An 18,333-nucleotide genomic window follows, 5' to 3' on the forward strand; every position below is an offset into this window, starting at 1 on the left:
TCGTCACCGATGCGTGCCAATGCCGGCCGGCAACCGCAGCCATCAGCACCGCAACGCATCGGCTTCCTGACTGGCCATACGCATTTCGGGCCACCGCCAATGGCCTGGTTCGAGTTCGCGCCGCCCCGGCCATCAGCCGGTACCGGAGCACGGGCCGGAGTGGAGGCGGCAATCACCGCCCTCGGGCTCCGGCTCCCCCCGGCCGACCCGTCGCTGCGCGACGCCGTTGTGCCGGACGTGGCACTGTTCGAGCGCATTCTGCGCAGCCTGCTGGCGACGACCGGCCACACCAGCGGGCAGACGCGGGTCGCGCCGGGTCAATCGGCCGGAAGCCTGCGCCTGATCACACCGTGCGAAGACATCAGCACCTGGCGCGATGCCGCCATCCTGTCCGGCGCCATCCTCGACATGCCGCCCGGCGACCAGGCCGCCGACGCCCTGATCGAGTCGGTTCGGGCGTTCTGCGCGAGGGCCGAGCAGCGCGTCCTGGACCCGGACGCGAGAGTGATGATGCAGGCCGCCGGCGAGCGCGACCTGCCGGTCCTGCGTCTGGACCAGGAACCGTTTGAACAAGCACCGCCGGAGCGTGTGATCCAGTCGGGTCTGTACCAGATCGGCTACGGCGCCCGCCGCCTGGTGCTGGCCGGTTCGGTGCCGCGCGGGCTGGACCCGGAGTGCCTGGGCCTGACCCTCGACCGCAGCCGGCTGATCGATCTGCTCACTCGCCACGGCTTTCCGGTACCGCAACAGTGTACCGACCCGCGAGGCTTCGGGAACGCCGTGCGTGCCGTTCGCGCTGCGCTCGATCTCGGCGTCCCGGTCATGGTCAGGCCATCGCACAAGCCGGCATTCTCCGATCGGCAGGTACTCATTCAGGACTATGGGCCGCTCACGCAACCCGATCACATCCTGCTGGCCTGTCAGGCCGTGCTGACCGAGGGCTCTCCGATCCGGATCGAGGGCTGCTCGCCGGGCGCATCTTACCGCTTGCTGATCATCGGCGGCCGCCTGCGCGCTGCATTGTGCTGTCAGCCCCCGCAGATCACCGGCACTGGCCGGGCAACGGTCAGCGAACTGATCGAACAGCACCGCGATCAGGCCGGACCGGGCATCGAGCGGCGTGCCTGGCGTGAGCTTGCCGCCGGCGATGCCGATGTCCGGCGGCGCCTGACCCTGGCCGGCCTGGAGCACGACAGCGTGCTCGAGCGCGGCCGGACCGTGCGGCTGCGCGCTCGCGCCAGCCGTTTCAACGGTGGCCGCGTCATGCCCGTGACCACCCGACTGTCGCCGGCCATCCTGGAGCTGGCCGAAGCCGTTGCGGCGGCCTGCGGACTTGCAGATATTGCCGGGATCGATCTGGCCATCCGCGACCCGGCCGGCAGCGCCGATAGCGGCAACTGCCAGGTCACCGATGTCGTTGCCGACCCCGAGCTGTGCGCCCGGCCCGACCTCGCCCGCGCCTGGCTGAAGCAGCTGATTCCGACGCCGTGGTCCGGGCGCATTCCGGCAGTGGCCGTCACCGGCACCAACGGCAAGACCACAACAACGCGCATGCTGGCGCACATCTTCCGGACCGCCGGTTACCGCACCGGACTGGCCACGACCGAGGGCGCGTTTGTCGATGACGACTGCCTGGCCGATGATGACGTGGCCGGCGTCTCGGGCGTGGGGCTGATCCTGGCCGACGACCGTGTCGAGGCGGCCGTACTGGAAACGGCACGCGGCGGACTGCACAAGGTGGGCCTGGGCATCGATCGATGCGATGCATCGGCCTGCCTGAACATCGCCGACGACCATATCGGCGTCGACGGCATCGATTCGCTCGAGGCCATGGCCCGGGCCAAGTCACGCTTGTTCAGCCACACCAGCGGACATGCAGTCATCAACGCCGATGATCCACTGTGCCTGTCGATGTCCGACGCGGCAAGACACTGCCAGATCGTGCTGGTCTCGCGCAACATCGACCAACCGGCCCTCGCCAGGCACCTTGACGCCGGAGGCCGGGCCGTTGCACACGACGCCGGGTGGATCGTGCTGATCCACGGCCCCGAGCGGCAAACCCTGATGCGCAGCGCCGCGATTCCGGCCACCATGAACGGGCTGCTGGACTGCAATATCAGCAATGCACTGTTTGCGGTCGCCCTGGCCTGGTGCATGGAGATCGACCTGCCCGTCATTCGCCGTGCCCTGGCGGGGTTTGCCAACACGCCGGCCGGCAACCCCGGACGATTCAACTTCATCGATGGCTATCCGTTCACGGTACTCAGCGATTTCGCGCAGAACCCGCCCGGCGTCGCCGAGGTGCTGCGCGTCGCCGAGGGTTTGTCGCCTGCCGGCCGATGGCATCTGGCCTGCCTGACGATCGGCGCCCGACATCGCCACCACATCGACGAACTGGCCGGACCGCTGGCCCGACGCTTCGACCGCATCGCCCTGGGCGTCAGTGCCTACGTCGACGACAATCCGGAGTATGCCGGGCCGGACCGCCGCAGCGAAATGCTTGCCTATTTCCAGCAGGCGCTGCACAAGGCCGGCGCCGATCCCGAGCGGGTGTCGGTGCACCTCGACCGCCGTGCAGCCATCCGCTGCGCCCTGGCCGCCGCGAGCCCCGACGACCTGGTCGTGGTGCTGGCGCCACCGGAGCTGTCGCTGCCCTGTCTCCAGCCTGCCGAAGCCCCTGATCCAGGACACTGAATGGACCCCATGAACCGCCCGATGTCGCCTCTGCTTGCCTCGTTGCTGCGTCTGAGCCGGGAGCCCTATCAGTACCACGACGACGAGGCCGTGCATGTCGGACTGACCCGCCAGCCCAGTGCCTATATGAACTGGCTGATGGACGCGCTCAGGCAGATCGCCAGCGGCCGGGCAAGCCTGGAACTGCCGCCGAAGACCGTGTTTGCCGACCCCGGCGAGCGCTCCGACTTTCGCGTTATGCCCTGCGTCGTTCGGTTTCCGGACCGGGTCCGAAAAACCGTCAAGATCGTCGGCACGAACTGGCCGCGGCGAATCGTCCCGGGAGAGATCAGCGTCGGCAAGGCCTTCGCGCTCAACGCCAGCGAGAACTTCATCGAGGCCGGGTTCGCCGCCTGCCTGCTGTCGTCTGCCCGCACCGGCGCCTGTGCCGCCGCAGCGCTGGACCTGCTGGCCCGTCGACGGGACACCGTTGCCATCGTCGGCGCCGGCCGGGTTGGCTATTACGCGGCCCTGTATGCGCAGGCCCTAGGCGGGATCAGCAGGATCCTGTTTGCCGATCGCAATGCCGAACGCGCCGGCACCGCCGCATCGCTGATCGCAACGGTCGATTCGAGCCTGGAGACCGGCACCTTCACGCTCGACGATGCCTCTGTCCGGCCCGATATCCTGATTCTGGCCACCGACAGCGAAGCCCCGGTGTTCGACGCTTGCCAATGGCACCCGGACCTGGTCATCAGCGTCGGTGCCGACACGCACTGGCAGCGTGAAATCGCCGCCGGGATACTGGACCACTACGATGTGTTCGTGGATACCCCCGATTCCTGCCTGCACGGCGACCTGGCCCGATTCATGAACGCGGGCCGGCTCGACCGCAGCGAAGTGACCGACCTGCAGACCGTGCTGACCTCTCCGGCAGTCCGGGCCGAGCGCCCGGCGGTTTTCGTATCCACCGGTTCGGCGCTGTTTGACAACCTGACCATCGACTACCTGCTCGAGGCCGGCTTTCGCCCAGGGACCCTCTGAACAACTCTGCGCGGAGCACGTCTTGTCGGAGACGCCGCAGGCTGTGCGCTGCAACGCCAGTGACACCAGCTGTCGCAGCTGCGCAGCGGTGCCGGGAAGTTCCCCGGCTGACGAGCCGACTCAGTAGGGCAGGGGCAGCTTCGGATCCAGCGCCAGCAGCTTGTCCCGGAAATCACTGCGCACCCGCCCGAGCGCGGTTGCCTCATCGGCACCGAATCGCAGAATCAGCGCGCCGCTCTCGGCCTCGATCCGGGCCAGGCCCCAACGATCCGACCAGTCGGCTCGCACGCCGTCGATGGTGGTAACCAGCGCATCACCGAATTCGGCCTCGTCGCGCAGCCGCCCGATCAGCTCGAGCGCACGCGCGCGCTTGACGTTGACGCGGATTTCCGGCGTCGAGCGAAACTCCGGCAGCTCGGCCATGATCTCTTCGACCGGTCGGGTATCGGCCGCCAGGATCTCGAGCAGGCGCGCCGCGGCGTAGATTGCATCGTCGAAGGGGTACCAGCGGTCACTGACGAACAGGTGGCCACTCATTTCACCGCCCAGCGGCGCGTTTTCCCGGCGCAGCCGCCGGGCAACCGCCTGCTGTCCGCTGGGCGCCATGATCGCCCGCCCGTTGGCCTGCTCGACGAAGCGTCGCAGATGGCTGGAACAGCGCACGTCATAGACCACCGCCTCGCCGGGTCGGGTGGCCAGTATCTCGCCGGCAAGCAGCATCAGCAGCCGATCCGGCCAGATCACCTCACCACCGCGGGTGACCAGCACCAGACGATCGCCATCGCCATCGAAGGCGATACCGAGCTCGGCCTGAAAATTGCGAATGCACAGGCGCAGGTCCTCAAGCTCATCGGACGACGAGGGATCGGGCAGGTGATTGGGAAAGCTGCCATCTACATCGCAATACAGCGGGATCAGTTCGGCGCCGATGGCACCAAACAGCTTCGGCACGATCGCGCCGGCCACGCCGTTGCCGCAGTCGACAACGACTTTCAGCGGCCGCTCGAGCTGAATATCGGCAATCAGTCGCTTGGCGTAGCGCTCGATGATGTCCTGCTGGTCATAGCTGCCGTCACCATCCTTGTAGCGCCGGTCGCGAATCCGCGCGGCGATTTCGGCCATGCCGTGGACATCGAGCAGCTCACCGGCCAGCATGATGCGATAACCGTTGTACTGGGGCGGGTGATGGGACGCCGTCAGCATGACCCCCGAGCCTCCGGCCAGCTCGTTGGCGGCGAACCAAAGCAGCGGAGTCGGCACGGCGCCGATCTCGATGACATCCATGCCGCTGCTGCGCAGCCCGCGAATCAGGGCCGACAGCAGAACCGGCCCGCTGAAGCGGCCGTCGCGGGCCACCGCAATGCGCTTCAGCCCGCGATCGACGGCAATTGAACCGATGGCCTGACCGATCGCCGCGCTGATATCCGTGTCCAGCACTTCATCGACAACGCCAAGGATGTCGTAGGGGCGGAAAATACCGCCACTCCCTTCCAGCAGGCGCCGAACATCATCGTCGGTGGCTATCGATGTAACGGCAACGGGCTCCGGTTCAGGCTCCGGTTCAGGCTCCGGTTCAGGCTCGGGCTCGGGCTCGGGTTCGAGTTCGGGCTCTGGCTCTGGCTCTGGCTCTGGCTCGGGCTCTGGCTCTGGCTCTGGCTCTGGCTCTGGCTCTGGCTCTGGCTCTGGCTCTGGCTCTGGCTCTGGCTCTGGCTCTGGCTCTGGCTCTGGCTCTGGTTCGGGTTCGGGTTCGGGTTCGGGTTCGGGTTCGGGTTCGGGTTCGGGTTCGGGTTCGGGCTCGGGCTCGGGCTCGGGTTCGGGTTCGGGCTCCGTGGCCAGCTCGGTGTCCAGGTCGAAGTCTTCGCCCAGATCCACGTCCTCACTGGTATCGACATCGGAGCTGAACTCGAAGTCGGACAGGTCTTCGACGACCTCCGGCTCATCATCGACAACCGGCGGGTCCACGGCATCCCCATCGCTCTCCTCATCGATCCTGTCGAGGATCTCGTCAAGGTCCGGAACATCCATGTAGACGGTTTCGCGCTTCGGTTGACCGGTCCCGGAATCCGAATCCGGCCCTGCCGTTCCCGCCTCGGGACCGCCCCCGGATTCGCCGGGCTGCGCCGCCGCCCGATTGCGGTCGATCAGCCATTCCGGCAGATCACCGGCGCGATCGTGGTCGCGATTCACCTCGGTCTCGGGTTGAGCGCTTGCCGGTCGCCCTGCAGGGGTCTCGTCTTTCGGCATCGTATCCGGCGCTGCGGCGTCATCCGTTGCAGGCCCACGGCTGCGCGACAACGCCGGCAGCGATGCAAGCAGTCCGCTTCCACGCCAGCCGACAACGGCCAGCAGCACCCCTGCCAACAGTAACAGGGCGGCCTCACGCATCGCCAGCGGCGGGCCGCTCGCGCGGGCGCCCCAAAGCACCGCCAGCTCACTGCCGGCCACCGCCAGGCGGCCGCCCTCGCCGCGGCGCTCCGACTCGGGCGCACGCCCGCTGATTGCCGCGTCGCCCTGCAGCAACACGATCCATCCGTCGGCGCCCGGATCCTCGATCCTGCGCGTCACCACGCTGACCGGCACGCGCAGGAACAGATAACCGTCGACTGCTTCGGCATCGTCTGCGCCGAACGACTGGGCAAAGGCAAGGTTTTCGTTGGCGGTGCCGGGATAGTGAATCTCGGCCTGTGCAGCACCCTGGCGCCGTGCCTCCATCAACATATCCAGCACCCCGAAATCCGGCTCGGGGTAGGCACCGGTCTCGATCTCCTCGATACCGGGCGGAAACACGCGCACGTCGAGAATGTTGCTGATGCCGCCCGAGCGCAGCAGGCGGCGTACCGCATCCAGGGCCTGGGTCTCTCCATCGAGCACGGCGCGTGCCTGTTCGACAACCTCCGGCCGCTTCAGGTCGGCCTGAATCGACTCCACCGTCTCACTGAGCAGCGCGGCGCTCTGACGGGCCAGGCGCCCGGCGTTTCCGCCTTCGCTGCCCGACAGGTTGGCCACCAGGAACCATGCGCCGGCCAGGGCAATGGCAGCGCCGGCCGCGATCAGCACGATCTGCACCGTCGCGGCACCGCGGATCCGCCCGGCGAAACCGGAATCGACCATCGACTGCATCTCAGCGCACCCCCGTGTGGCCGATACCCCCATCGGCGCGTGCAGTGGGCGCAAACGAATCAACCACGGCCAGGCGGACCTGAACCACCGGTACGACAACCAGCTGGCAGATGCGTTGTCCCGGCTCGATGACAATCGGCTCGGCACGTCGATTCCAGCACGAGATGCGCACCTCGCCCTGGTAATCGCTATCAATCAGTCCAACCAGGTTGCCCAGCACCAGGCCCTGCTTGTGACCCAGACCGGAGCGCGGCAGCAGCACTGCGGCCAGAGCCGGATCGTCGAGATGAATGGCCATGCCGGAAGGCACAAGCGCAGTCTCTCCGGCAGCCAGCGTCAGCGGGTCGTCGATACAGGCGCGCAGATCGAGCCCGGCCGATCCCTCCGTGGCGTACCCGGGCAAGGGCCAGAGACCACCCAGGCGCTGATCAATGATTCTGACTTTCAGTTCCTTCATCCGGCTGCGGCTCCCTCCGCTCCAGTTGACTGGCGATAATAGCAACCAGCTCGCGTGCCAGCTGCCGCTTGGATTGAACCGGCAGGCTCCAGCGCCGATCCCCGGCGTAAACTTCCAGCGCATTGTCGGCGTGGTCGAAACCCTGATGGTCGCCAACGCGGTTGGCGGCGATCAGATCGAGCTTCTTGGCGACCAGCTTGCCGCGCGCGGCTGCCTCGATGTCGTGGGTTTCGGCCGCAAAGCCCGCAACCAGGCGCGGTCGTTGATCGAGCGCGGCAACGGCCGCAAGGATGTCTGGATTGGGCACCAGCTCCAGCGCCAGCGCCTGATCTGATTTCTTGATTTTCCGGGGCTGCTCGCTCGCAGGCCGATAGTCGGCCACCGCAGCGACGCCAACAAATCCGTCAGCGCCGTCGATGCGGTCCATGACCGCGGCGTGCATCTCGCGCGCGGTGCGCACATCGACGCGGTGCACGCCGACCGGGGTGTCGAGCAGGACCGGACCGGCCACCAGGTCGACCCTGGCACCGGCCTCTTGCAGCGCCGCGGCCACCGCGAAACCCATCCGGCCCGAGGAGCGATTGCCGATAAAACGCACGGGATCGAGGGGTTCATGAGTCGGGCCGGCGGTGACCACGAAGCGGCGACCAGCCAGCCGCCGGCTGATACCGGACAGCTCGCCAACCAGTCGCTCGGGTTCGATCATGCGGCCGGCCCCTTCCTCACCGCAGGCCTGGCTGCCGCTGTCCGGGCCGATCAGCCGGATGCCGCGCGCGGCCAGCCGGCGGCAGTTTTCGGCAACAATCGACGACGACCACATGACCCGGTTCATTGCCGGCGCCAGCCAGATGTTCGCCTCGGTCGCCAGCACCAGGGTGGCCAGCAGATCGTCAGCCAGTCCGGATGCCAACCGGCCGATCAGGTGCGCAGTGGCCGGGGCAATGACGACATCATCGGCCCAGCGCGCCAGTTCAATATGACCCATGCCGGCTTCAGCTTCCGCGTCAAGCAGGGTCGTGCGCACACGATGACCGCTGACAGCCTGCAGCGCGAGTGGCGTGATGAAGGCCTCCGCGCCGGGAGTCATCACCACACGCACCTCGGCACCGGCCTCACGCAAGCGCCGGACCAGGCGGGGTGCCTTGTAGGCCGCAATGCCGCCGGTCACACCCAGCACAACGCGCTTGCCGGTCAATATGCTCATGCCTGACTCCGTCATTTTCCTACGTCCGACGCGGCAAAACACCGATCGCTTCGGCTGCCTGAAGGCACCAGAATAACGGTTCCTGAATTCTGTTGGAACGGTTTGATGCGAATTGCCGATTGGCCCATGACCGAACGTCCCCGGGAACGCCTGCTCGAACACGGCCCGGCGGGACTCAGCGACGCCGAGCTGCTGGCCATTCTGCTGCGCACCGGCTGTCACGGGCGCTCGGCGCTGGACCTGGCCCGCATGCTGATCAGTCGGCACAACGGGCTGCGCGGGCTGCTCGAGGCCGGCTGCGAACAATTCTGTGCGACCCCGGGACTGGGGCCGGCCAAATACGCTCAGATCCAGGCCGCCATCGAGCTGGCCCGTCGCCACCTGCGTGAAAACCTTGCGCGCGGACAACCACTGACCAGCCCGCAGGCCACGCGCGAATACCTGCGCGCCGCGCTTCGTGACCGGCCTCATGAGGTCTTTTGCGCCCTGCACCTGGACACCCGCCATCGCGCCATCGCCTTCGACGAGCTGTTCGCCGGCACCATTGATTCCGCCCATGTGCATCCAAGAGTGGTGGTCGAAAAGGCCCTCGCGCGCCGGGCCGCAGCCCTGATCGTCGCCCACAACCATCCCAGTGGAATCGCCGAACCCAGCCAGGCCGACCTGGCCATTACGCGGCGGTTACGCGATGCCCTTGGCCTGGTTGATATTCGCCTGCTCGATCACTTCATCATCGGTGATGGCGAGGTGGTCTCGCTGGCCGAGCGGGGGCTGGTTTAGCCGGATTGCGTGATCGAGCAGTCGAGCTTTTCGAGCAGGCCATCCTCGAGTCCGTACATCAGGCCGTGGATGGCTACACGTTTGCCCGATGCCCATGCGCGACGCATGATCGGGGTCTCAGCGATGCGCGCCACACCCTCGACCACGTTGAGTTCGGCCAGGCGGTCGAGCCGGGCCTTTTCGTCGGAAAGCGATCCGAGAATTTCGGACTGACCGCGCGCGATACGCCGGATCGGTTCCAGCCAGTGGTCGGCCAGACCGTGGATGACGTCTTCGGAGGCCGCCCGCACGCCGGCGCATCCATAGTGCCCGCAAACAATGATCTTGCCGATTTCAAGAACGTCGACGGCAAATTCCAACGTGCTGAGGAAATTCAGGTCGGAGGAATGAATGACGTTGGCGACGTTGCGGTGAACGAAGATCTCACCGGGATCGCGACCGGTGATGACGTTCGCGGGCACGCGGCTGTCGGCACAGCCGATCCAGAAGTAGCCCGGTCTTTGCTGGGCAGAAAGGCGTGAAAAATAGTCCGGTTGACGCGCCCGGATACCGGATGCCCACTCCCGGTTACCGCGGATCAGTTCCTCGGGCACGGGCTTACTTGATCTTGGCTTCCTTGTAGATCACGTGCTTGCGCACGACCGGATCGTATTTCTTGAACTCCAGCTTGTGGGGCGTGTTCTTCTTGTTCTTGTTGGTCGTGTAGAAATGACCGGTACCGGCACTGGAAACCAGCTTGATCTTGTCGCGAGCGCTGTTGGCCATGATCGTCTCCTCAGACTCGTTCGCCGCGGGCACGCAGGTCAGCCACAACCTGATCGATGCCCTTCTTGTCAATGATCCGCAGCCCCTTCGTGGACACGCGCAGCTTCACCCAGCGGTTTTCGCTGCCAACCCAGAAACGGTGGCTGTGCAGATTCGGCAGCGAACGCTTCCTGGTCCTGTTGTTGGCGTGGGAGACGTTGTTGCCGACCAGCGGACGCTTGCCGGTCACCTGACAGACTCGGGACATGACGAAAATTCCTGACTATTGAGCAATCGAGCGCGCCTTTATACCTCAACACACGCCGGAATTCAACTTCCCCGGCGCCGATCAGGGTCGATTTCAGGGGGTTTCAGGGACGCCCGTCCAGGTACGGCAGGATTCGCTTCAGGCGTGTCCGCTGGTCGTCGGCCAGCTCGGCCTGCATCAGTTCCCCGAGCCAGCCCGCAACCCGTCGCCCGGTTCCGGGCCCGGCCTCGGCCGCCGCCTCGCAGGCCAGCAGACGAATCTCATCGCGCTTGAACGAGCGCGGAAAGGCGGCAAGATAATTGCGACACAGGTCGATCGTCAAGCCTGGATGGCCGTGCCGGCGCGATGCCCCAATCAGGCGGTACATCGACTCGGTATCGGGCAGCTGGAACTCCGGCACCCGGGCGATCAGACGATCGGCCGCCTCAACCGCTTCACCGGCTCGCCCAAACCCCTCCAGCAGTGCCGTCACATGATGCTGGCCATGCGCAATGGCGCGCTCGGTCTCGCCGGTCCACAGCAGCGCATCGGCCAGACGCCGGTGCTCGCCCGGCAGCCCGCCTTCGCCCATCAGGCGCTTGAACTCGGCGTCGACATCAAATGCCTGGTGCGCCGGCGACGATCGGGGCGCCCGCCCATCGTCTCGCGGCGCAGCCAAAGCGGCACCAACCAGCCAGAACCAGGCAAACTGCACCCAGACCCAGTAGAGCATCTGCAGCGCCGCAGAGGCCCAGCCGGGCAGAGGCGCCAGGATCAGCGCAAGCAGCGCATACCCGGCCACCATCACTGCCAGAATCGCGGTCAGGCGCAGGTGGCGATTGATGCCAACCTCGACCAGGGTTGCGCGCCAGGCAAGCGGATCGAGCGCATCGATCAGGGACACGGTGCGCGCCAGGACCGGCGTGGCCAACGGCAGCACGACCAGGACGATGGCGCCGGTCAGCGGCGCAGCCAGCCCCGGCGAAGAGCCGGCCACCGCGATCGTCAGCGGCGTCAGCGCAATCAGCCACAAGACGATCATTCGCCCGACCAGCCCCGGCGGAACGTCGTGACCGGCGCGCTCGGCAGCCGTGCGTGCACCACTGGCAAGCGCCAGCAGCAAACGCGCCGCGTGTCCGATGGCCAGGGTCCAGATCGCAAGCACACCGACAAACGTAAACAGTCCGGTGAGCGCATCGGGCCATAGCGGTGCGAGCAGAACCAGTCCGGCTGTTGCAGCGGGCAGCGCGAGGGTCCAGCGGCGCGTCTCGGCAGACCAGGGAGCGCGCAGCGCTTCGGCCAGCGGCAACGCTCGCGGGCGCCTTGACGCGGGGCGATGGCTGTTCGATGATGAACTGTCAGACATCCTGACCGGTGCTGTCATTGGCACTGGCAGTGTGGCCCGGCGCTTCGACCCGGGCCCAGGCCTTGATCGACTCGCGGGAGACGGGAATGCGCAGCAGAAAACAGACCGCCCGGTTGCTTGGCTGGCTCGGCGTGCTTCCGTTTGCCGTCATGGCCGGCTTCGCCTGGCTGGGCGGCCCCGGCTGGCTTGAGCATCTGCTGATCGGTTACGGCGTGCTCATCGTCGCCTTCATGGGCGGTACGCTGTGGGCGGCGGCGCTGGTCGATGGTGAAATGCCCGAGGCACCGCTGATCGTCAGTATTCTGCTCGTGCTGGCCGCGCTGCCGGCCTTGCTGCTGCCGCTGGTCTCGGCGGCTCTGCTGCTGGCCGTGCTGTTCGGCCTGCACTGGCTGGCCGAGTCCGTCTGGGTCCGCAACCGCCAGCCGGGCTGGTACCGGCACATGCGGCTGGGTATTTCGATGAGCGTGGTGGCGCTGCTGATTGCCACCACGGTCATCGAGTTTGGCCAGCTTTGATCTACTCAAGCACGAACTCGCCACGCATCAGTGTGCTGTGACCCGGAAACGTGCAGACGTATTCGTAGCGCCCGCCGGGGTCGAGTCGGTCGAGTGAAAACGTGATGGTGGTCGACTCGCCGCCACCGATCAGCTCGGTTGCCGCCAGCACACGCGTATCATCGGGCTTGAGATAGCCGTTGTCGAAACCGGCGCGAATTCCCTCGGCGACGACAGCGTCAAGGTCGTTACTGGCCACCAGCACCCAGTTGTGACCCATCTGCCGGACGTTGAGCCGGCCGCTATGGGTCAGCGTCACTTCGACCGTCTCGCAGTCCCGGCTCACAACGATCCGGTCGCGATCAAAGCGCATCTGGTCGGTGCTGTCGATGGCAACCGTGCAGTCCTGCGCCTGAATTGACGCAGCGATCAGGGCACCGGCCGCTCCAAGCAGCACTTTCATTATCCCGGTCACTTTCATTGTCTCCTTGGAAAATCGTACGAGCCCGAAGCATACCCACAGATCGTGAGCGACGGATCAACCGGCCTTCCGATCCGGGGGCGTCGACTGGCCACGGCGCACGTGGCGCGCATGCAGCCGCTGCGCAAAGCCCTTTCCCCGTCGCGCCGAAACGCGGCGCCGGCGGCGCGCGTGGTGGCGCCGGCGCTGCCACACCTCGGCGGCACCGAGCACCGCCAGATAGCCGATCAGCGCAACCGGAACAGCGAATATGAGGCTGCCCAGCGCGGTGGCAACGACATCGCTGAACGCCTCATCCAGTCGACCACCGCCAGACAGCGCCCCGAGCCACCGACCAAACAGCCGCTCACCCAGCTGGTGATAGGCCCAGACCATGGCCGGCAGCGTCAGCGGATTGCTGATCCAGGACACCGCGAAGGCTGCAGGGAAGTTGCCGCGAATCAGCAAACAGCCGGCCAGCATCAGCAGGGTCTGGAACCCGACCGTCGGCGTCATGCCGATCAGCAGACCCACCGCGACCCCGCGCGCAACCGGCTCGCGCCGAAAGCGCAGGCAGCCGGACCGGTTCAGCCAGGCACGGACCCGCTGGCTGCGGCCGACAGGACCTTCGCCGGCTGCCGTGGCCCGCCTGTGGCGCAGCAGAAAGCGGGTGAACACGGCCGCCCTACCGAAATCGCTCCGGCCGCTGACCGGGGGCAGCCGGCAGGCAATCGGGGCAGACAGGCGGCGCGTTTCGCGCGATCACCTGCAAAGAACCGAACACTACCGGCCCAGCTCGGTCGGCAGCGGCGGCGGCGTGTCGGCGATGTTGTCGCTGTAATTGTCAAGCATCAGCCGAATCTGGGCGATAGCGGCTTCGAGCTGGGTGTCGCGACCCTCGTTGGTTGCGATCGGATCCAGCCTGACTTCGATATCCGGCGCCACGCCTTCGTTTTCCACCGACCACTCGTTGTCGGTGTCGACGAAGCGGAAGTGCGGCACGGTCATCACGCCGCCGTCGACGAAACGCGGGTTGGCAAAGATGCCGATCAGCCCACCCCAGGTGCGCGTACCCAGCAGCGGGCCGATGCCCAGTTCGCGGAACGCGTAGGGCAGGTAATCGCCGCCGGATCCGGCATCCTGGTCGATCATCATCAGCTTCGGCCCGTGCAGGGCGCCAAAGGGCGTGCGCGAGATTTCGCCGTGGCGGTAGACCCAGTTCGACAGGTGCGGACGCGAGAGCACCTCGACGATGTAGTCGGCTGCCTGGCCGCCGCCGTTGGCGCGCTCATCGATGATGATCGCCTCACGGTCGAGCTGGGCAAAGAACATGCGGTTGAAGAAAGTGTAGCCGGCGCCGGCGGTGTTGGGGAGGTAGACGTAACCGACACGGCCGTCAGTCGCTTCGGCGACCGCGCGGCGATTGTCCTCGACCCAGGCCCACAGCCTCAGTTCACCCTCGTCATCAACCGGCTTGACGATGAGCTCGCGAGCGTCACGACCGTTGCTGCGCGGGCCGACCTTCAGTCGCACCTGCTCACCGGCGGTGTTGTAGAGAAACTCGAACAGGTTGTCCCGGGCGCTGATCTCGCGACCGTTGACGGCCAGAATGTACTCGCCCGGGCGCGCTTCGTTACCGGGCTGGGCCAGCGGACCCTGCAGAAAGGCGTTCCAGGACTCGCCGGTGTAGATGCGCTCGATCCGCCATCGTCCATCGTCGATCGTGAAGTTGGCGCCGAGCAGGCCCGCCCCGGGACCCGATTCGCTGTGGACATCGCCGCCCCCGACACGATTGTGGCCGGCATGCAGTTCGGCGATCATCTCGACCATCAGCGCATTGAGATCCTCGCGCCGGCCGACGTGATCGAGCAGCGGCCGGTACTGCGCATACACGGCGTCCCAGTCCAGGCCGTGCAGGTTGTCGGCGTAGAAATACTCCCTCTGCATGCGCCAGCCCTCGTCGAAAATCTGCGCCCATTCCTCTTTCGGGTCGATCTGCATGCGCAGACCTGAAAGGTCGATCGCCTCGGGCTTGATCTCTGAGGCCGCTTCGGCGACCTGCAGCGAGCCGTTCTGGCTGATCAGCAGGTGACTGCCGCTTGAGCTGATATCGTAGCCGTCGAGCCCGGAGAATACGGTCAATACCTCGCGCTTTTCGAAGTCGAAACGCATCAGCCGGTTCTCGTCAAGGTTGCGCTCGCCTGGCATTTCCACGATCGATCCGGGCTGCGGATGGCGCATCCAGAACAGGCTGCCGTCCTTGGCAACATTCAGGTTGCGGTAGTTGCCCTTGGCCACCGGCAGGGCAACCATGCGCCCGGACAGACCGTCGAAGTCGATCGTGACCTCGATCTTTTCTTTTTCCTCGTTCTTGCCGTTGTCCTTTTTCTGGTCGCTATCGCTGCCGTTGTTGTCGTCGCCGTCCTCGTCACCGCTGCGCGGCGCCAGCGGCGATTCACCGTCTGCAGCCAGCACCAGGGCGTAGATGCCGGCTCGATACGGACGCTCCTGGGTCGACATGTCCAGGCCGAACTGGATCGGTCCGGCATTGGTCGACGCGGCCATGTACAGATACTTGCCGTCACGGCTGAAAGCCGGGGCCGCGACATCGGCCATGCCGTCGCTGACGCGCCGCGACCGGCCCGACCCGAAGTCATGGAGCATCAGGTCATTGAGGTAGTTGTCGCGGTTGACCGTGTAGGCCAGCCAGCGACCGTCGGGCGAGAAGGCGACGTCGAAACGGCCCATGCGCGACGAGCGCGCCAGTTCGGCGCGATCGCCATCGTCCAGATTGATCACGAACAGGCCCACGCCGTTGTCGGCGTAGACCAGGCGGCCCTGTTCGGCATCCCAGGCCAGGAGCTCGTAGAAGTCCGGACCCAGAACATGGCGAGTCTTGACCGCGCCATACTGGTCGGCAACCACCAGAGTCTGGCCGTCAAGCGACTCGACGATCCAGGCAATCTCGTCGCCGGCCGGCGACCACAGCGCCGGGTACTCGCGCTGGCCGCCGCTGACCGTGAGGTTTCGCGTCGAACCATGCCTGGCCGGTACCGTAAACACCTCGCCGCGGGCCGTCACCAGTACGCGCTTGCCATGGGGCGACAGGCGGGTACGCTCGATGTTGCCCTGTACGCTTTTCCACTCGGTTCGCTGCTGCGGCAGATCGGGATTGAGCGGGATCTCGAGGGTCCGGCGCTCACCGCTGACGACATTCAGTTCGTGCAGCTCACCCCCGGCTTCGAACACGACGTGATCGCCGAGGCCGTCGGCCCAGTGGACATCCCAGTCGGCCTGGTCGGTCAGGCGCTCGATCTCGCCCGAGGCGGTATCGTAGGCATGCAGGTTCAGGCGCTTGTCGTGGCGGTCCGAGATGAACACGACCCGGTCGCCCATCCAGAACGGCTGGATGTCGTTGACGCGTTCTCCGGGAATATCGATGACCTCGCCGGCGGCCGGGTCGATGATCCGAATCGACGGCGTGGTGCCGCCGCGATAGCCGCGCCATCCGGCCGAACCGCCGTAGAGCCCGTTGTAGGCCGGGCCATGATCGATATAGGCCAGCCAGCGACCGCTGGCGTTCCAGCGACCGCGAAAGAAGCGCGCTTCCATCTGCTTGGCCGGCGCGCCGCCGGCGACGGGTACGTGCCAAATCTGGGCCGAACGGCCGTGGTCGGTCTCGCGACGCGAGGCGAAGGCCACGGCCTCGCCGTCGGCACTCCAGCCAACCGGGATGTCCGCACCCGGATGCCAGGTCAGGCGCTTCGGCTGGCCGCCATCGACCGAAATCACGTAGACATCGGTGTTGCCTTCATAGTCGGCGGCAAACGCCACGCGCGTGCCGTCGGGCGAGAAATAGGGATTGTTCTCCTCGGCCGCGGCGCTGGACAGACGGCGCGGGTCCTTGCCGTGGCGATCGCTGATCCAGATGTCGCCGGCATAGACAAAAGCGAGGTGCTGGGCCGATACCGCGGGCTGGCTGAGCAGTCGCGCTGGTCCGGCAGCGACAGCCGTCACGGTCAGGAAGAGGGCCAGACCGCCAACGGGCAAAAGCAGGGATGATGGTTTCATGGAGCGCTCGGTGTAGTGCAATGATCGGTGTGTCAATCTAACCGATCCGGTCGCGCCCTGCACCGGCCACAAGTCACGGGTCCGCAGGCCTGGGCTGCCGCGCGCGGGACTGCGTGCTACCATCGATTGCAGCTTCGGTCGCCGGGCGACCGGATAGCGGTGGTAGCACAACACCGCGCCTGCCGCCAACACCAGGGAGGAGCCGTTGACCATGAACAGCATTTACATCACTTTTGGTCTGTACTTCGTGATCCTGCTGGCGCTGGGCATCATTGCCTGGCGGCGCACGCAGGATCTGTCCGACTATATCCTCGGTGGCCGCAAACTCGGGAGCGGGGTCACCGCGCTGTCGGCCGGCGCTTCAGACATGAGCGGCTGGCTGCTGCTGGGCTTGCCCGGCTATGCCTACCTGGCCGGACTGGAGGCCGGCTGGATTGCGCTCGGTCTGTTGATCGGCACCTGGGCCAACTGGCTGGTCGTCTCAAGGCGCCTGCGCGTGGCCACCGAAAGCCTGGACAACTCACTGACGCTGCCGGATTACTTCGAGCGGCGTTTCGCCGACCGCTCCGGGGTCCTGCGCATTCTGCCCGGCATTTTCATCTTCATATTCTTCTCGTTGTATGTCAGCTCAGGCCTGGTCGCCGGGGGGCGGCTGTTCGAAACCGTCTTTGACCTGCCCTATATCTGGGCGGTGACGGTCGGCGTGACCGCGATCATCGTCTACACCTTCCTCGGTGGCTACCTGGCCGTGAGCTGGACCGACGCACTGCAGGCCATGCTGATGCTGCTGGCCCTGGTTGCCGTTCCGCTGATGATCATGGGCACTGGCGACAGCGGCATGTTCGAGGCCGCCCGCGAGGTCAACCCCGCCCTGCTCAACCCGTTTACGGATGCCGATGGACAGACCCTGGGTTTCCTGGCGATCATCTCGCTGATGGCCTGGGGACTGGGCTATTTCGGTCAGCCGCATATCCTGGCCCGATTCATGGGCATCAGCAGCGCCGACAAGCTCGTCACCGCCCGACGCATCGCGGTGAGCTGGGCCGCAATCGGTCTGGTGGCGGCCATTCTGGTCGGCATCAGCGGTATCAGCGGGCTGCCAGGCACGCTTGAGGGCGCCGATTCGGAAAAGGTGTTCATTCGCCTGGTCGAGGTACTGTTCCATCCGCTGGTTGCCGGCATTTGCCTGGCGGCGATTCTGGCTGCCATCATGTCGACCGCCGACTCGCAGCTACTGGTGGCCTCATCGGTCGTGGCCGAGGACTTCTACAAGGGCATGCTGCGCCCGAACGCCGGGCAAGGCGAACTGGTCTGGGTCGGGCGCGGATCGGTGATCGCCATCGCCCTGGTCGCGCTCTGGTTTGCGCGCGATCCCGACAGCATGGTACTGGAACTGGTCGCGCACGCCTGGGCCGGCCTCGGTGCGGCGTTCGGTCCGATCATCATCATGTCGCTGTACTGGGCGAAAATGAGCCGAGCCGGGGCAATCGCCGGAATGATCGCCGGCGGGTTGACGGTATTGATCTGGCATCCGCTCGAGGGCGGGATATTCGATGTCTATGAAATTCTCCCGGGCTCGATTCTGGCCGCAACAGCGGCTGCGGTCTTCAGTGTCCTTCTGCCAAGCCCTGACAGTGAATCGCGCTACAGTCGCATGCTCGATCAGCCCTGAC

15 protein-coding genes are annotated in these 18,333 nt (G+C 66.1%); 5 read left to right on the plus strand and 10 right to left on the minus strand.

From position 1 onward, the window contains the following. The first annotated feature begins 9 nt into the window (after positions 1 to 9). On the plus strand, positions 10 to 2,694 hold the full coding sequence (locus HND55_00125; protein ID QKK01188.1) for a hypothetical protein: 2,685 nt from the start codon (positions 10 to 12) through the stop codon (positions 2,692 to 2,694). 21 nt (positions 2,695 to 2,715) lie between these two features. Next, complete coding sequence (locus HND55_00130; protein ID QKK01189.1) at positions 2,716 to 3,717, plus strand: hypothetical protein; 1,002 nt, start codon at positions 2,716 to 2,718, stop codon at positions 3,715 to 3,717. Positions 3,718 to 3,837: 120 nt separating this feature from the next. Here the strand turns inward: HND55_00130 and HND55_00135 are convergent, their stop codons facing one another. From HND55_00135 to coaBC, 3 genes are read right to left on the minus strand one after another with little or no spacing between them, the layout of a single operon-like run. After that, on the minus strand, positions 3,838 to 6,837 hold the full coding sequence (locus HND55_00135) for a phosphomannomutase/phosphoglucomutase (protein QKK01190.1): 3,000 nt from the start codon (positions 6,835 to 6,837) through the stop codon (positions 3,838 to 3,840). Position 6,838: 1 nt separating this feature from the next. After that, positions 6,839 to 7,294 carry a dUTP diphosphatase gene (gene dut, locus HND55_00140; protein ID QKK01191.1) on the minus strand — a complete coding sequence of 152 codons (456 nt, stop codon included), beginning with the start codon at positions 7,292 to 7,294 and terminating at the stop codon, positions 6,839 to 6,841. Continuing rightward, complete coding sequence (coaBC, locus tag HND55_00145) at positions 7,266 to 8,498, minus strand: bifunctional phosphopantothenoylcysteine decarboxylase/phosphopantothenate--cysteine ligase CoaBC (GenBank protein QKK01192.1); 1,233 nt, start codon at positions 8,496 to 8,498, stop codon at positions 7,266 to 7,268. Before coaBC ends, dut begins: the two co-directional genes overlap by 29 nt. Before the next feature lie 105 nt (positions 8,499 to 8,603). Between coaBC and radC the strand changes: the two genes are divergently transcribed. Further along, a complete protein-coding gene (radC, locus tag HND55_00150; GenBank protein QKK01193.1) occupies positions 8,604 to 9,278 on the plus strand; it encodes a DNA repair protein RadC in 675 nt (224 codons plus the stop codon). Here radC and HND55_00155 read toward each other — a convergent pair. From HND55_00155 to HND55_00170, 4 genes are all read right to left on the minus strand, one after another. After that, the gene (locus tag HND55_00155; protein QKK01194.1) at positions 9,275 to 9,871 is read right to left on the minus strand and encodes a carbonic anhydrase; all 597 of its coding nucleotides are present in this window, start codon (positions 9,869 to 9,871) and stop codon (positions 9,275 to 9,277) included. The two genes, radC and HND55_00155, sit on opposite strands and share 4 nt — an antisense overlap. Before the next feature lie 4 nt (positions 9,872 to 9,875). Continuing rightward, positions 9,876 to 10,043: a 50S ribosomal protein L33 gene (gene rpmG, locus HND55_00160; protein QKK01195.1), complete on the minus strand. Its 168-nt coding sequence runs from the start codon at positions 10,041 to 10,043 to the stop codon at positions 9,876 to 9,878. 10 nt (positions 10,044 to 10,053) lie between these two features. After that, entirely contained in the window at positions 10,054 to 10,290 is a 237-nt protein-coding gene (gene rpmB / locus HND55_00165) for a 50S ribosomal protein L28 (protein QKK01196.1), read from the minus strand. Positions 10,291 to 10,393: 103 nt separating this feature from the next. Beyond that, on the minus strand, positions 10,394 to 11,578 hold the full coding sequence (locus HND55_00170) for a hypothetical protein (GenBank protein ID QKK01197.1): 1,185 nt from the start codon (positions 11,576 to 11,578) through the stop codon (positions 10,394 to 10,396). Between the two features lie 143 nt (positions 11,579 to 11,721). On the opposite strand from HND55_00170, the gene HND55_00175 reads away from it, so the two are divergent. Then, complete coding sequence (locus HND55_00175) at positions 11,722 to 12,150, plus strand: DUF3429 domain-containing protein (GenBank protein ID QKK01198.1); 429 nt, start codon at positions 11,722 to 11,724, stop codon at positions 12,148 to 12,150. Between the two features lies 1 nt (position 12,151). On the opposite strand, the gene azu is transcribed toward HND55_00175, so the two are convergent. The 3 genes from azu to HND55_00190 all read right to left on the minus strand — a co-directional run bounded on the left by azu (position 12,152) and on the right by HND55_00190 (position 16,660). Further along, complete coding sequence (azu, locus tag HND55_00180) at positions 12,152 to 12,592, minus strand: azurin (protein QKK03922.1); 441 nt, start codon at positions 12,590 to 12,592, stop codon at positions 12,152 to 12,154. A gap of 75 nt (positions 12,593 to 12,667) precedes the next feature. Continuing rightward, positions 12,668 to 13,267 (minus strand): DUF2062 domain-containing protein, encoded by a 600-nt coding sequence (locus tag HND55_00185; GenBank protein QKK01199.1) that lies wholly within the window; start codon positions 13,265 to 13,267, stop codon positions 12,668 to 12,670. Positions 13,268 to 13,372: 105 nt separating this feature from the next. Next, entirely contained in the window at positions 13,373 to 16,660 is a 3,288-nt protein-coding gene (locus HND55_00190) for a peptidase S41 (GenBank protein ID QKK01200.1), read from the minus strand. Positions 16,661 to 16,871: 211 nt separating this feature from the next. Between HND55_00190 and putP the strand changes: the two genes are divergently transcribed. Then, complete coding sequence (gene putP, locus HND55_00195; GenBank protein QKK01201.1) at positions 16,872 to 18,332, plus strand: sodium/proline symporter PutP; 1,461 nt, start codon at positions 16,872 to 16,874, stop codon at positions 18,330 to 18,332. The last annotated feature ends 1 nt before the right edge of the window (position 18,333 follow it).

This window comes from Pseudomonadota bacterium, assembly GCA_013285445.1.
In the GTDB taxonomy this organism is placed as follows: domain Bacteria; phylum Pseudomonadota; class Gammaproteobacteria; order Xanthomonadales; family Wenzhouxiangellaceae; genus Wenzhouxiangella.